Source organism: Brevibacterium sp. XM4083 (genome assembly GCF_006489205.2).
In the GTDB taxonomy this organism is placed as follows: domain Bacteria; phylum Actinomycetota; class Actinomycetes; order Actinomycetales; family Brevibacteriaceae; genus Brevibacterium.
The window spans coordinates 250,854-265,617 of record NZ_VFYR02000005.1; the positions used below are offsets into that span (position 1 = coordinate 250,854).

The 14,764-nt window shown below is 69.2% G+C and carries 11 protein-coding genes; 7 read left to right on the plus strand and 4 right to left on the minus strand.

The features are described from left to right. Positions 1–8 precede the first annotated feature (8 nt). Complete coding sequence (locus tag FJ887_RS16300; RefSeq protein WP_137824730.1) at positions 9–4,892, plus strand: NAD-glutamate dehydrogenase; 4,884 nt, start codon at positions 9–11, stop codon at positions 4,890–4,892. Between the two features lie 103 nt (positions 4,893–4,995). Beyond that, positions 4,996–6,510, plus strand: coding sequence for a sensor histidine kinase (locus tag FJ887_RS16305; protein ID WP_137824729.1), 1,515 nt, complete (start codon positions 4,996–4,998; stop codon positions 6,508–6,510). Positions 6,511–6,654: 144 nt separating this feature from the next. On the opposite strand, the gene FJ887_RS16310 is transcribed toward FJ887_RS16305, so the two are convergent. Continuing rightward, positions 6,655–6,903, minus strand: coding sequence for a WhiB family transcriptional regulator (locus FJ887_RS16310; protein ID WP_009374875.1), 249 nt, complete (start codon positions 6,901–6,903; stop codon positions 6,655–6,657). Between the two features lie 415 nt (positions 6,904–7,318). On the opposite strand from FJ887_RS16310, the gene FJ887_RS16315 reads away from it, so the two are divergent. From FJ887_RS16315 to FJ887_RS16335, 5 genes are all read left to right on the plus strand, one after another. After that, on the plus strand, positions 7,319–7,879 hold the full coding sequence (locus FJ887_RS16315) for a gamma carbonic anhydrase family protein (RefSeq protein ID WP_137824728.1): 561 nt from the start codon (positions 7,319–7,321) through the stop codon (positions 7,877–7,879). An 81-nt stretch (positions 7,880–7,960) separates the two neighbouring features. Next, positions 7,961–9,394, plus strand: a complete 1,434-nt coding sequence (locus tag FJ887_RS16320) for an NAD(P)H-quinone dehydrogenase (RefSeq protein WP_137824727.1) — start codon at positions 7,961–7,963, stop codon at positions 9,392–9,394. A 120-nt stretch (positions 9,395–9,514) separates the two neighbouring features. Then, the gene (locus tag FJ887_RS16325; protein WP_137824726.1) at positions 9,515–9,856 is read left to right on the plus strand and encodes a YciI family protein; all 342 of its coding nucleotides are present in this window, start codon (positions 9,515–9,517) and stop codon (positions 9,854–9,856) included. Between the two features lie 8 nt (positions 9,857–9,864). Then, a complete protein-coding gene (locus FJ887_RS16330) occupies positions 9,865–10,824 on the plus strand; it encodes an RNA polymerase sigma factor (protein ID WP_249356661.1) in 960 nt (319 codons plus the stop codon). After that, entirely contained in the window at positions 10,802–11,131 is a 330-nt protein-coding gene (locus FJ887_RS16335) for an RNA polymerase sigma factor (protein WP_249356660.1), read from the plus strand. The genes FJ887_RS16330 and FJ887_RS16335 overlap by 23 nt, the downstream gene beginning before the upstream one ends. A 27-nt stretch (positions 11,132–11,158) precedes the next feature. On the opposite strand, the gene FJ887_RS16340 is transcribed toward FJ887_RS16335, so the two are convergent. From FJ887_RS16340 to FJ887_RS16350, 3 genes are all read right to left on the minus strand, one after another. Further along, positions 11,159–12,967 (minus strand): acetyl/propionyl/methylcrotonyl-CoA carboxylase subunit alpha, encoded by a 1,809-nt coding sequence (locus FJ887_RS16340; RefSeq protein ID WP_137824725.1) that lies wholly within the window; start codon positions 12,965–12,967, stop codon positions 11,159–11,161. 124 nt (positions 12,968–13,091) lie between these two features. Then, positions 13,092–13,769 carry a Maf family protein gene (locus tag FJ887_RS16345; RefSeq protein WP_137824724.1) on the minus strand — a complete coding sequence of 226 codons (678 nt, stop codon included), beginning with the start codon at positions 13,767–13,769 and terminating at the stop codon, positions 13,092–13,094. Further along, positions 13,766–14,734 (minus strand): SGNH/GDSL hydrolase family protein, encoded by a 969-nt coding sequence (locus FJ887_RS16350; RefSeq protein WP_249356659.1) that lies wholly within the window; start codon positions 14,732–14,734, stop codon positions 13,766–13,768. The genes FJ887_RS16345 and FJ887_RS16350 overlap by 4 nt, the downstream gene beginning before the upstream one ends. Between the last annotated feature and the right edge of the window lie 30 nt (positions 14,735–14,764).

The window sequence follows — 14,764 nt, forward strand, 5'->3', positions numbered from 1 at the left end:
GTGTAAAGGTGTCTCAGGTCTCATATTCGGACATTGCTGGAGAGTGGAGGAAGCAGAAGGGGCAGGCCGCTCCGGAGAATTTCATCGAAGCGTACTACCCCCGATTCGAACCGGGCACCGCCGAGGCGGGCGCCGAAGGTCTCGCCGCAGCGGCGGCCACCCACTACGCTCTAGGCCTCGAGTATGACGGCACCGCCCCGGTCCTCAACATCTACAACCCGTCGGTCGACTCCCCGGAGTACCTCGACAACCACACCGTCATCGCGATGGTCCTCCCCGACATGCCTCACCTCGTGTCCTCGATCGTCTCCGACCTCGCAACGAGCGGACGGGCCATCCGCCTCGTCCACCATCCCATCCTCGCCGTCGAGGGGCACGGCTCCGATCTCACCGTCCTCTCTCCCGCCGAAGCGCCCGCCGTGTCCGCCGACACCGCGGGCATTCCTGTGGTCACCGAGGCCGCGGAGCCGACCGGTGACGCCCCCGACCAGCAGTCGTGGATCCGCATCGAGGTCGACCGGGTGCCGCCGGAGGACCACGACGGACTCGAGAAGCAGCTGCGCAGCGTCCTCGACTACGTCGCTGCCGCCGCGCGCGATGCCGATGCGATGTCGGCGAAGGCCAAGGAGATCGCCGGTGAGCTCCAGGCGCGTCCGCCCCGCCCCGAGCTCGCCTCCGAGGCGGAGGCCGCCGCCGAACTGCTGACCTGGCTCGACGGTCATTTCACGTTCCTCGGCTACCGCGAGTACGACTACTCCCACGACGCGGAGTCGAGCAGCCTCGAACCGATCGAGCACACCTCGCTGGGCATCTCCGCGCTGCGCCCGCTCGCGAAGTCGCCGCTGTCGAGCGCCGTGGCGGCGAAGGCGGCCGAACCGCACGTGCTCGTCCTCACGAAGGCGAACTCCCGGTCCCGGGTCATCCGGGGCTCGTTCATGGACTACATCGGGGTGAAGACCTTCGATGAGAACGGCGAGATCGTCGGTGAGCGACGCTTCGTCGGCGTCTTCAAGCCCGAGTTCTACAACGACAGCGTGCTGAGCATCCCGGTCATCAACCGCAAGGTGCGCAAGATCCTCGCCTCGAGCGGGTTCCCCGCCGGATCCCACTCGGCCAACGAGCTCCTCGGCATCCTCGAGACGTATCCGCGCGATGACCTCATGCACGATGACACCCAGTCGATCTTCGACGTCGTCATGCAGATCGTCGACATGCAGGAGCGCCGCCAGTCGCGGGTCTTCGTCCGCGAGGACCCCTACCAGCGCTACGTCTCCGTCATCCTCTACCTGCCCCGCGACCTCTACGACACTGCGGCCCGCCAACGCGTCCAGGACGTGCTGCGCGAGTTCTACAACGCCGAGAGCGTCGACTTCGACGTCCTCCTCACCGAGTCCGCGCTGGCCCGCATCCACTTCGTCGCCCGTGTCGCCCGCGACGCGGAGCTGCCGGAGATCGATCCGGCGGTCGTCGAGAAGCGCATCGTCGCCGCCGTGCGCTCGTGGAACGAGGACGTCCACGCCTTCCTCGCCCCGACCGAGCGCGGCGACAGCGGCCGCGCCATCGAACGCGCCGACCTGTGGTCGAAGGCGTTCCCTCCCGGCTACGGCGAGTACCACACGCCCGCCGACGCCGTCGCCGATGTCGAGCGCTTCGAAGCGCTGAGCTCCGGTGAGGGATCGGCCGTGCGCCTCTACACTCCCGACGACGCCGACGATGCGCCGACGCGGCTCGCCCTCTACCGCGACGGTCGGGTCGGCCTCTCCGAGGTCCTGCCGTACCTCACCGCGTTCGGCGCCACGGTGCTCGACGAGCGACCCTACGAACTCGACCTCGCCGACGGCACCCACCGCTACATCTACGACTTCGGCGTCCGCTTCGACACCGACCTCGACGAGGCGGCCAGCGAGCGCATCGCCGAGGCGTTCATCGCCGGCTGGGACGGTCGCAAGGAGGCAGGCGTCTTCGACCGCCTCGTCGTCTCCGGTCTCGACTGGCAGCAGGTGACGATCATCCGGGCGCTCGGGAAGTACCTGCGCCAGGCCGGGTTCACCTACTCCGACGCCTACGTCGGGGAGGTCTACAGCGACAACCCGGAGATCTCCCGCCTCCTCGTCGACTACTTCTTCGCGAAGTTCGACCCCGCGGCCGACGACGCCGGACGCGAGACCGCCACCGCGGCGATCGACGAGCGAATCGAGACCGCCCTCGGCGACGTCGCCAGCCTCGACGCCGACCGCGTGCTGCGCTCCTCGCTCGAACTGCTGCGCGCGACCCTGCGGACGAACTACTTCATCAACCCCGACGGCGAACTCCCGACGGCACTGGCCCTGAAGATCCGCCCCACCGAGCTCAGCTTCGTGCCCAAGCCCCGGCCCGCACTCGAGATGTGGGTGTACTCCCCGCAGGTCGAGGGCGTCCACCTGCGCTTCGGCACCGTCGCCCGCGGCGGCCTGCGCTGGTCGGATCGCCGTGACGACTTCCGCACCGAAGTCCTCGGTCTCGTCAAGGCGCAGATGGTCAAGAACGCGCTCATCGTGCCCACCGGCGCCAAGGGCGGGTTCTTCCCCAAGCAGCTGCCGCCGATGAGCGACAGGGATGCGTGGATGGCCGCCGGTCAGGCCGCCTACGAAGTGTTCATCGAAAGCCTCCTCGAAGTCGCCGACAACCTCGTCTACACCGAGGACGGCAGCCAGAAGGTCGTCCACCCCGACCGCGTCGTCCGCCACGACGGCGACGACTACTACCTCGTCGTCGCCGCCGACAAGGGCACCGCGCGCTTCTCCGACGTCGCGAATGCGATCTCCGAGCGCCGCGGATTCTGGCTCGGCGACGCCTTCGCCTCCGGCGGCTCGGTCGGCTACGACCACAAGAAGATGGCGATCACCTCCCGCGGGGCGTGGAAGTCCGTCGAACGCCACTTCCGCGAGCTCGACCTCAACACCGCCGAGGAGGACTTCACCGTCGTCGGCATCGGCGACATGAGCGGTGACGTCTTCGGCAACGGCATGCTCCGCAGCGAGCACATCCGCCTCGTCGCCGCCTTCGACCACCGCGACATCTTCCTCGATCCCAACCCGGATGCGGCGAGGAGCTTCACCGAACGGCAGCGCCTCTTCGACCTGCCGCGCTCGTCGTGGCAGGACTACGACCGGGACCTCATCTCGCAGGGCGGGGGAGTCTTCCCGCGGACGGCGAAGTCGATCGACCTCAGCCCGGAGGCCGCCGCGGCCCTCGGCGTCGATCCCGGCCGGCGCAGTCCCGCCGAACTGATGTCGGAGATCCTCGCCGCTCCCGTCGACCTCCTCTACAACGGCGGCATCGGCACGTACATCAAGTCCTCCGGGGAGAGCCACGCCGACGTCGGCGACAAGGCCAACGATGCGATCCGGATCGACGGCGACGACGTCAGGGCACGGGTCATCGGGGAGGGCGGCAACCTCGGCGTCACCCAGCTGGGACGTGTCGAAGCGGCGCTGAACGGGGTCGCGATCAACACCGACGCCGTCGACAACTCCGCCGGCGTCGACAGCTCCGACCACGAGGTCAACATCAAGCTCCTCCTGCGCACCCTGCTGCACAAGGGGGCGTTCGCGGCCGAGGATCGGGAGAAGGTGCTGCTCTCCTTCACCGACGACGTCGCCGATCGGGTGCTGGCGAACAACTACGCGCAGAACGTCGTCCTCGGTGAGGCGCGCTCGCAGACCGAGGCGATGTCGGGCACCTACGGCCGGATGCTCGCCTACCTCGAGAAGCACGCGGACCTCGACCGCCACGTCGAGTTCCTGCCGAACGCCGAGGAACTGGCCAAGCGCGAGTTCAGCTCGTACGTCTCCCCGGAGCTCGCAGTGCTCCTCGCTTATGCGAAGATGCACGCCGTCGACGAGATCCTCGACAGCGTCGTGCCCGATGAGCCGTGGATGAAGCGGGAGCTCGCCGGATACTTCCCGGACGCCCTGCGCGAGCAGTACGGGGACTACATCGCCGAGCATCCGCTGCACCGGGAGATCGCCACGGCGAAGCTCGTCAACCGGATGGTCGACCGCGGCGGACTCACCTACGTCTACCGGATGCTCGAGGAGACTCCGGCCTCGGTGCCGCAGATCGCCCGTGTCTTCGTCGTCGTCTCCGAGATCTTCGGGCTCGACGACTTCTTCGACGCGGTCACCGCGCTCGACAACAAGGTGCCCACGGAGGTCCAGGTCAAGCTCCAGCACGACTACGTGCGCCTGCTCGACCGGTCCTCGCGCTGGCTCGTCCAGCAGGCCCCCGACACCCTCGACGTCGATTCGGGCATCGAACTCTACGGCAAGGTCGTCGCCGCTCTGCGCGAGCGCGTGCCCGCCCTCGTCGACGGCTTCGACGCCGAGGCGATGGCCGCCAAGGCGCAGGAGTACATCGACGACGGGGTCCCCGAGGAGCTCGCATGGCGGGCTGCGGCGCTGCTCGACGAGTTCGCCCTCCTCGACATCACCCAGCTCGCGGCGCGCACCAACGAGTCCGCCGAGGACGTCGCCGAGGTCTACTACGCCGTCAACGACAAGTTCTCCGGGTCGCAGGTGCTCGCCCTCATCGGCGACCTCGACCGGTCCGATCGCTGGTCGGCACTGGCCCGCGGCTCCCTGCGCGATGACTTCTACTCCGCGATCCTCTCGGTCGCCGGCTCCGTCATCGCCGCCACGGACTCGCCGATCTCCGGGACCCCGGACGAACGCGCCAAGCAGCGGCTGACCGAATGGCTCGAGCGCAACGAGACGGTCGCCGCGCGGGTGCTCGAGACGATCGAGACGGTCATCGCCCTCGACACCGTCACGCAGGCTCCGCTGTCGGTGCTGCTGCGCATGATGCGCGGTGTCGTGCGGTCCTCGGCCTGGGAGTCCGAGCACAGCGCCTGATCCCCACCGTCTGGCCGAGCGTCATCGGTGATAGCGTCAACCTCAGCGGGCTCGAAGACGACCTTCGGGCCCGCTGAACACTCCCCACCCGGAAGAGGGACCCGTGCTCAACGAACAACTGGCAGCCGAAGGCATCACCGATGAGGCGGATGCCGAATACCTTCACCTCCTCGTCGGGGACTGGCAGCTCATCGCCGATCTCTCGTTCGCCGACCTCGTTCTCTGGGTGCCGTCGGCGAGCGGGGCGTTCACGGTCGTCGCGCACGCGAGGCCGACGACGGGGGCGACGCTGTTCAATCGGGACCTCCTCGGCGCGCGGGCGACCGGGCTCGAACGCGAGCTCCTCGAGGCGGCGGTGGAGACCCGGACCATCGTCACCGAGGTGGCTCCGGCCAAGGAGCTCGGCGTCAACGCGGGCACCGAGGAGACCGAGGTGAGCGCCGAGGCGGTGCCGCTCGTCCGCCACGGGGAGACGCTCGCCGTCATGGTCAGGTACTCCGAGGAGATGCGCCGGCGCGGGACCTCGCGGCTCGAGAAGCACTACCGGGACGCGGCGAAGGCGCTGCTGACGATGATCGCCCAGGGCGCGTTCCCCGATCGGGAGGCGCCGAGCGGAGTGCGCCACGGTGAGCCGCGGGTCGGTGACGGCATCTTCGTCCTCGACCGTGACTCCCGGGTCCAGTACGCCTCCCCGAACGCCGTGTCGCTGATGAATCGCCTCGGCCACGGTGGGGAGATCGAAGGCGCCTACCTCTCCGAGGTGGTGTCGAGCCTGAGCACGGAGTTGCGGCAGGTCGATGAGACCCTGCCGCTCGTGCTCACCGGACGCGCGCCGTGGCGGACCGAACTCGAGGTGGGGCGCACGAGTGTCTCCCTGCGCGCGATTCCGCTCACCGACGACGGTGAGCGCACCGGGGCGATCGTGCTGGCCAGGGACGTCTCGGAGATCCGGCGGCGCAAGCGGGAGCTGCTCTCCCGCGATGCGATGATCAAGGAGATGCACCACCGGGTGAAGAACAATCTGCAGACCGTCTCCGCACTGCTGCGCCTGCAGACGCGGCGGATCGACAATCCCGCGGCCAAGGCGGCGCTGTCGGAGGCGATGCGGAGGGTGTCGATCATCGCCGTCGTCCACGATGTGCTCAGCCAGGGAGTCGAGTCCGAGGTCGACTTCGACGAGGTCGTCGACAAGGGCCTGCGACTGACCCCGGAGCTGACGAGTCCGCTCGTCCAGATCTCCCTGCAGCGCCAGGGCAGCTTCGGGACGATCTCGTCCGCCGACGCGACGTCCCTGGCGCTGGCGATCACCGAGCTCATCACGAACGCGATCGAGCACGGCTTCCCGCTCGAGGAGCAGGAGGGGCTCGCGCCGGGGGAGACGCTCACCGGCCATGTCTGGGTCGTGCCCGAGCGCAACGGCGACCACCTCCACGTCACGATCGCCGACGACGGCGTCGGGCTGGGCGACCAGCAGAGCCCGGGCAACGGCCTGGGCACCCAGATCGTGCGCACCCTCGTCTCGGCGGATCTCGCCGGGTCGATCCAGTGGCGGGAGCGGGAGGGCGGGGGCACCGAGGCGATCCTCGACGTCCCGCTGCGCCCCGACTCCTACGACTGACGGTCCGCCTCGGTGCTGCGATGCGCGCCGCGGTGGTGCGACGGGTCCGGGCACGACAAAGTCCCCAGCTCGGATCGCGAAGATCGTGGTTCGAGCAGGGGACTCTGACGAGGTTCGGACTGTGCGAGTTCGGTGGAGCGGGAGTCAGCCGGCGCGGCGGGCGCGGGCGGCGCGACGCTTGAGGGCGCGGCGCTCGTCTTCGCTGAGGCCGCCCCAGACGCCGGCGTCCTGTCCGGATTCGAGTGCCCACTGGAGGCAGGTCTCCGCCACTTCGCAGCGACGGCACACAGTCTTGGCCTCTTCGATCTGAAGCAATGCCGGACCCGTGTTTCCGATGGGGAAGAACAGTTCGGGGTCCTCATTGAGGCATGCAGCGCGATGACGCCAATCCATGGTGGCCTTTCGACGGTGATAAGTGAAAGCGGTGTGCGCGCACGACAGCAGCGGCGCGCAACTCTCACAGTCAAGGTTCACATAACCGCAAAAGGCACACAAGAGTCTGGCAGTGTGAAGTTTCTGACAAATATTCTGTCCATTTTCCTGCTAAGGCGTGCTCGTTGCAAATCCGTCCAAAACGCGTCTCACTCTGCAGAAGCACGGTGTCGCCGGGGTGAACGGAAAGGGGAGGGACCGTGAAGTCGCCCGTCCTCGGAGGAGGATGTCACGCGGCAGGCGGACAGCCGCCCCTCGTGGTGGGCGGAGACTATCACTGCGAGGAGAACTGCACGTGAGACGCCTGCCGCAGGGACCTCGGCCGTGGGTAGACTGGCAGGCACCTGAACCAGCACCGAGAGCCGATGGAGGACTCATGACGGAATCGCAGGCACGCATCATCTCTGTCGGCGGGCACACCCCGCAGATCGATCCCGAGGCCTTCGTCGCCGCCGGCGCCACCCTCGTCGGCGACGTGCGCGTCGAACGCGGCGCCGGCATCTTCTACGGCTGTGTGCTCCGAGCGGAGAAGGCCCCGATCACCATAGGCGAGGACTCCAACGTCCAGGACAACACGGTGATGCACACCGACGAGGGCAAACCCGTCGTCGTCGGCCGGCGGGTCTCGATCGGCCACCAGGCCCTCGTCCACGGCGCCGCCGTCGACGACGATGTGCTCATCGGGATGCATGCGACGGTCCTCAACGACGCGCACATCGGCTCCGAATCGCTCATCGCGGCCGGCACGGTCGTCCTCGAGGGCACCGACATCCCGCCGCGCTCCCTCGTCGCAGGCGTCCCCGGCAAAGTGCGACGCGAGATGACCGACGACGGCGTCGAGAAGGTCAGGGCCAATGCGCAGGCCTATGTCTCCCTCTCCGCGCTCCACCGCGACACCGCCGAGGTGGTCGACCCTGCCGACGCCGCCGATTCCTGACCGGCGCCGCCCGCCTGACGACGCACTTTCCGCCCCGAGAGTTCATTCGCTCCCGGGGTGGCGATTTGAGAGGATTGAGCCGTGAACGAAGAATTTGAATCCGCAGCAGATCGAGTCGTCGTCATCGGCGGTGGTCCGGGAGGCTACGAAGCCGCTCTCGCCGCCGCACAGCTGGGCGCCGACGTCATGCTCATCGAGCGCCACCGCACCGGCGGCGCCGCTGTCGTCACCGACGTCGTGCCCTCGAAGTCGCTCATCGCGACAGCGGAGATGATGGACGAGATCACGCGCTCGTCGAGTCTCGGCATCAGGATCACCGGCAAGGACGAGACGACCGAGGAGCACCCGGACCACGACCGGGTGACTGCGGACCTCAAAGCGGTCAACGACCGCATCCTCTCGCTCGCCACCGCCCAGTCCGACGACATCTACGACGGTCTCATCCGCGCCGGGGTGAAGATCATCAAGGGCAGCGCGACGCTCGTCGACCGCGATCGGGTCGAGGTCGTCGAGGAGAGCGGCACCGAATACACCCTGCGGGCCTCGACGATCCTGCTGGCCGTCGGCGCCCACCCGCGCGAACTCGACACCGCCAAGCCCGACGGCGAGCGGATCCTGTCATGGACCCAGCTCTACGAACTCGAGGAGCTGCCCGAGCATCTCATCGTCGTCGGGTCGGGCGTCACCGGTGCCGAGTTCGCCTCGGCGTACCGCGCCCTCGGCGCCGACGTCACCCTCGTGTCCTCCCGCGAGAAGGTCCTGCCCGGGCAGGACGAGGACGCCGCCGACGTCCTCGAGTTCGTCTTCCGCAACAAGGGCATGAACGTGCTCTCCCGCTCCCGCGCCCAGTCGGTCGAGCGGACCGACGACGGCGTCGAGGTCACCCTCGCCGACGGCCGCCGGGTCCAGGGATCGCACTGCCTCATGGCCGTCGGGTCGATTCCCAACACCGCCGACCTCGGACTCGACGCGGCCGGCGTCAAGGTCAACGACTCCGGGCACATCGTCGTCGACGGCGTCTCCCGGACCAACCGCCCCGGCATCTACGCCGCCGGTGACTGCACCGGCGTCCTGCCGCTTGCCTCGGTGGCGGCGATGCAGGGGCGCATCGCGATGTCCCACGCCCTCGGCGATGCCGTCCAGCCGCTCAAGCTGCGCAACGTCGCCTCGAACGTCTTCACCGCCCCGGAGATCGCGACCGTCGGATTCACCCAGCAGAACTACCGCGAGAACCCCACCGACATCGACACCGTCATGCTGCCGCTCGACACCAACCCGCGGGCGAAGATGCTCGGCATCGAAGACGGCTTCGTCAAGATCTTCGCGCGTCGCGGTTCGGGCTCCATCCTCGGCGGAGTCGTCGTCGGGCCCCGCGCCAGCGAGCTCATCCTCCCCATCACGATGGCCGTGGAGAACCGCCTGACCGTCGATCAGCTCTCGGCGTCGTTCGTCGTCTACCCCTCGCTGAGCGGATCGCTGACCGAGGCCTCGCGGCGCCTCCACCGGCACCTCTAGAGATCTTTTCGCCTCCCGGTGTCGATATCCTGACCTCAGGGACGTCACAGTGGTGTCGGACGATCCCGTCCGGCGCCACCGGGTGCGCGAGGCGCATCCGCACGCGAAGGGAAGTCAGAGATGAAATACGCACTGCTGCTCATGGGCAGGACCGCCGACGCCGACTGCGGTGAGGACGGCGGACCCGACCCGAGCGAGTTCATGCGCTTCGACGAGGAGATCAGCGCCGCCGGCATCGTCGTCGGCGGATTCGCCCTCGAAGGCCCCGAGCACGGGGTGAGAGTGAGCGAAGCGGAGGGGCAGGCGCTGGTCACCTCGGGGCCGTTCGCCGAATCGAGCGAGTTCGTCGGCGGCAGCTACGTCATCGAGGTGCCGACGATCGACGATGCGATCGGCTGGGCGAAGCGCAGCCCCGGCGCGCGGTTCGGGCACATCGAGATCCGGCCCCTCGCCGACTACTGAGTCCGGCCATGGCCACCGAGTCCGCGGCAGCCGCCCGGGCCCTCACCGTGATCGGCGAGGAGGACCACGGGCGCCTGCTCGCGGCTCTGGCCCGGACCTTCCACGACCTCGATCTCGCCGAGGAGGCACTCGCCGACGCGATCGTCCGCGCGGTCGAGACCTGGCCGGGCAGGGGAGTGCCCGCCAACCCCCAGGCGTGGCTGATGACGACGGCGAAGAACCGCGCGATCGACCTCATCCGTGCCGATGCCCGCAGAGCACGGCACCTCGCACGACTGCGGATCGAGGACGAACGGCGCCCCGGCGATCACGAGGACCACGCCGACCGCCTCGGCGCGGACCTCGATTCCGCCCGTATCCCCGATGACCGGCTCGGTCTCTTCTTCACCTGCGCGCATCCGACCTTGAAAGAGCCCGAGCGGATCGCCCTCATCCTCCGCTTCCTCGCCGGACTGAGCACCGCCGAGGTGGCTGCCGCCTTCCTCGTCGACACGACGACGATGCAGCAGCGGATCGTGCGGGCGAAGAAGCGGATCACGGTGACGGGGATTCCGTTCGGCACCCCCACCTCGGAGGTCCTCGGTGACCGACTGTCCGGAGTGCTGCGCGTCGTCTACCTCATCTTCACGCAGGGGTTCGCCGCGACAGCCGGACCGGTCCATGCGCGCGCCGACCTCCAGGAGGAGGCGATCCGGTTGGCCCGCCTGCTCGTGCGGCTGCTGCCGGACCGGACGGAGCCCCGCGGTCTGCTCGCCCTGCTCCTGCTCACCCGGGCGCGGGCGGAGGCGCGGGTCGATGAGCACGGGCGTCCGATCCCGCTCGAGCACCAGGACCGGCGGCGCTGGGATTCGCGGCTCATCGCCGAAGGCCTCGGGCTGGCGCAGGCGGCCGCCGGTGAACAGGGTGCGGGGGCGTACACGGTGCAGTCGGCGATCGCGGCCGTCCATGCCGAAGTTCGCCGAGACTGACTGGCCGCAGATCCTCGTCCTCTACCGGCTGCTCGAGCGGTTCGAGCCGACCCCGGTCGTCGCCCTCAACATCGCGGTGGTGCGGGGGAAGGTCAGCGGTCCGGCGACGGGGCTGGCGTCCCTCGATGCGCTCGCCGGTGACGCGCAGCTGCAGCGCCATCGTCCCTATCACATCGCGCGGGCGATCACGCTGCGTGAGCTGGGACGCGAGGACGACGCCGAGGCGGCGCTGCGCAGCGCACTGGCGTGTCCGGGCAATGATGCCGAGTCCGACTACCTCACTGCCCGGATCACCGACGACGGGTGATCCGGGCAGTGGGTGAGCGCGGTGGACTCAGGCGGCGAACCGGATGATCGGCTCTCCCGACTTCACGGCGGTGCCGGCATCGACGAGGACCTCGGAGACCGTGCCCGAGTGACCCGCCTTGAGCGGCTGCTCCATCTTCATCGCCTCGATGACGGCGAGCGTGTCCCCGGCCTCGACGGTGTCCCCGGCGGCCACGGCGACGGAGACGATCGTGCCCTGCATCGGGGCGTTGAGCGCGTTGGACTCGTCGGTCAGCTGCGCGCCCTTGCGGCGCAGGTTGCGCTTGCGGCGGGGCACGCTCGGGCTCGGGACGTGACCGAGGTCGGAGATGACGTCCTTGGGAACCGACACGGTCATTCGGCGGCCGTCGACCTCGACGACGACACTGAAGCTGTCAGCGGTGGTGCTCATGTGATCTCCTGTGGTCGGTGCGGCGAGCGGGTTGACGAACGCGGTTTCGAGCCAGTTGGTCCACACCGCGAAGTCTCCGGCGAAGGCCGGTTCCGAGGCGAGGATGCGGTGGAGGGGCAGCAGAGTGGAGACTCCGTCGATGCGGTATTCGCTCAGGGCGCGACGCGAGCGGGCCAGCGCCTGGTCGCGGTCGGCGCCGGTGATGATGAGCTTGGCGAGCATCGGGTCGAAGTCGGTGCCGACGACGCTGCCCTCGCCGATGCCGGAGTCGAGGCGCACCCCGGGCCCGGCCGGTGCCCGGTAGTTCTTCACGGTGCCGGTGGCGGGGAAGAACGTCGTGGGATCCTCGGCGTTGATGCGGAACTGGATCGCGTGTCCGCGCACGGCGGGGAACGTCTCGGGGAGGCGCTCACCCGAGGCGATGCGCAGCTGCCAGCCGACGAGATCGACGCCGGTGACCTCCTCGGTGACGGTGTGCTCGACCTGGATGCGCGCGTTGGCCTCCATGAAGATGATCGTCCCGTCCGTGCCGAGGAGGAACTCGCACGTGGCGGCGCCGACGTAGCCGACGTGGGCGAGCACGCGGATCGAGGCCTCGGTGACGATGCGCTCCTGCTCCGCGGTGAGGAACGGGGCAGGCGCCTCTTCGACGATCTTCTGGTTCCGGCGCTGCAGCGTGCAGTCGCGGGTCGAGAGGACGCGGACTTCGCCGAAGGAGTCGGCGAGGCACTGGGTCTCGATGTGCCGGGGGTGGACGATCTGCTTCTCGATGAGGCATTCGCCGCGCCCGAACGCCGCCAGGGCCTCGCGGGTGGCCGCGGTGTATGCGGCTTCGAGGTCGTCGGCGGTCGGGCAGGCGCGGAAGCCGCGGCCGCCGCCGCCGTGGACGGCCTTGATGACGACGGGATAGCCGATGCGCTCGGCGACCGCGGCGGCCTCGGCGAGATCGGCGACGGCGCCGTCGGATCCCGGTGCGACGGGAGCGGAGACCGCCTCGGCGACCTCACGGGCACCGGACTTGTCGCCGAGGAGCTCGATGGCGGCCGGGGGAGGGCCGACCCAGGTCAGACCGGCATCGATGACGGCCTGCGCGAACAGCGCGTTCTCGGCGAGGTAGCCGTAGCCGGGATGGATGGCATCGGCACCGGAGCGTGTGGCGAGGGCGAGGATCTTGTCGATGTCGAGGTAGGTCTCCCCGGCGCCGGTGCCCTCGAGCAGCCAGGCGTCGTCGGCGAGCGACACGAACTCGGCGTCCGCATCGGCTCGGGTGTAGACGGCGACCGCTTTGATGCCCAGGTCGTGTGCCGCCCGGATGATGCGCAGGGCGATCTCACCGCGGTTGGCGATGAGGACGCGGCGCACGGGGGCCGTGGGGACGTGGGTCGACAGCGAATCGGTCGTCTCGTCGGGGAGAACTGAGGTCATGGCGCTCCTTTTGTATGATCTCAGATCAATTTAGGGATCGCCGCAAACCGTTTGTAGGCCAGCGATAAAAACCTCATGAGAAAACTTCAAAGGCGCCGGGCGTGTCCGCTCGACCGCTTCGAGTCTAGCCCCGGACGGACCAGAAATCGGGCCAGAACAGGCCCATGTCACGCGCGAGATCCCTCACAACCGGCAGGCTGAGCCCGAGCACCGTGAGATGGTCCCCGTCGAGCCGGTCGACGAAGGCGCCGCCGAAGCCGTCGATCGTCAGGGCGCCGGCGACGTGGAAGGGCTCCTCGGTGGCGATGTAGGCCTCGAGCTCCTCCGGGGTGGGAGTGCCGATGAGCACCGCGGTGGCCGACCGCTGCGAGCGGAGGTCCCGGAGCCGGAAGGGCTGCGCGAGGTCGGTGCGCTCGAGCACCGCGAGCGAGTGACCGCTGTGCAGCGTCGTCCAGGAGCCGGCCATCGACGCCCAGATCTCGCGTGTGCGCTCCGGCGTGCCCGGCTTCCCGATCGCCGCGCCGTCGTGTTCGAGGAGGGAATCGCCGGCGATGACGACGCAGGTGAGGGCCCCGCGCAGTGATTCGGGCAGGTCGGCGGCAGGCATCGCCTCGAGTCGGGTGACGACCGCCTGGGCCTTCGCCGCGGAGAGCTCCGTCGTCAGGTCCCCGACGGACCCGGTGAAGGACTCCTCGATCGCCCGTTCGTCGACGTCGGAGACGATGACGGTGGGGTCGATGCCCGAGGCGGCGAGGATCTGCCGACGGGAGGGGGACTGGGAGGCGAGGACGACCGGGATCACGGGGCTCTGCCCTCGGATGTCGGCGTCGTGGTGTCGGCGGGTGCGGTCGCAGACGCGTCCTCGTCGGCGACGCTGCCCTGGCCTGGGCCGGCGTCGGCAGACTCCTCGCGCGTGTCGTCGGGGATGTCCTGCGAGCGGTCGACGGCGATGGGGGCGGCGATGCGCTCGGCGATCGCGGCGAGCACCGTCGAGGCGAGCTGGGCGTATCCGAGGGCACTGGGGAACCGGCCGGACTCGTTGAGCAGCGATTTCCGGGTCGTGCCCGTCAGCGACCCGGTGGCGAGCAGCGGCACCGCGCGGGCCGACAGCGCCGCCAGCCACTGCGAGCCGGCGAGGACGCGGGACGAGCGCCGCAGTGTCGTCTTCAGCGGATCGCGCAGCCCCGGAAGCCCGCCGAGGTTGGGGCAGACGAGGACGAACACCGTGTACCGGCCTTCGCGCTGGAGCCGGTTGATCGCCTGGGTGAGCGCCGGCACGCCGATCGGACCGTGGATGGGGTGGATGACGTCACCGGTGCCGATCGAGATGATCGCGAAGCGGCGGTCCTGGGTCCACGACTCCGCGCCCTGCCGGGCGAGGCGCGACGAGCGGAGGATCTCATCGACCTGTGCCGAGAGCCGATCCGACAGCGCTGAGGGGCGGGCGGTCGCTTCGACCCGGACCGTGGTCCCGAGCAGTCGGGCCAGGCCGCGGCCGATGAGCATGGCAGGGGTCTGGGCGGGATCGTCGATGTCGACGCCGCACAGCCACGAATCGCCGATGACGGCGAGAGCGGCCACCTCCCCGTCATCGGCGCCCGGTGGAGGAACATCCTCGGCGATGGTGAGGTGGCGGCGGTCGGCGTCGGCGTCGAACCCCCGACGCAGGGACGAGGCCTGGCGGCGGAGCAGCCCGGCGGCCGATGCGCCGATGCCGACAGCCGCCCCTGTCATGGTGGCGGCTGCGTAGAAGATGCGCTTTCTCACAAAGAATCCCTTCCTGTGCTGTCATCATTC

What these genes read in the sequence shown, in the direction of transcription:
- FJ887_RS16310 (WP_009374875.1), bottom strand. Translation starts at nt 6,903, where the DNA reads ATGGATTGGCGTCATCGCGCTGCATGCCTCAATGAGGACCCCGAACTG.
- FJ887_RS16315 (WP_137824728.1), top strand. Translation starts at nt 7,319, where the DNA reads ATGACGGAATCGCAGGCACGCATCATCTCTGTCGGCGGGCACACCCCG.
- FJ887_RS16325 (WP_137824726.1), top strand. Translation starts at nt 9,515, where the DNA reads ATGAAATACGCACTGCTGCTCATGGGCAGGACCGCCGACGCCGACTGC.
- FJ887_RS16330 (WP_249356661.1), top strand. Translation starts at nt 9,865, where the DNA reads ATGGCCACCGAGTCCGCGGCAGCCGCCCGGGCCCTCACCGTGATCGGC.
- FJ887_RS16335 (WP_249356660.1), top strand. Translation starts at nt 10,802, where the DNA reads ATGCCGAAGTTCGCCGAGACTGACTGGCCGCAGATCCTCGTCCTCTAC.
- FJ887_RS16340 (WP_137824725.1), bottom strand. Translation starts at nt 12,967, where the DNA reads ATGACCTCAGTTCTCCCCGACGAGACGACCGATTCGCTGTCGACCCAC.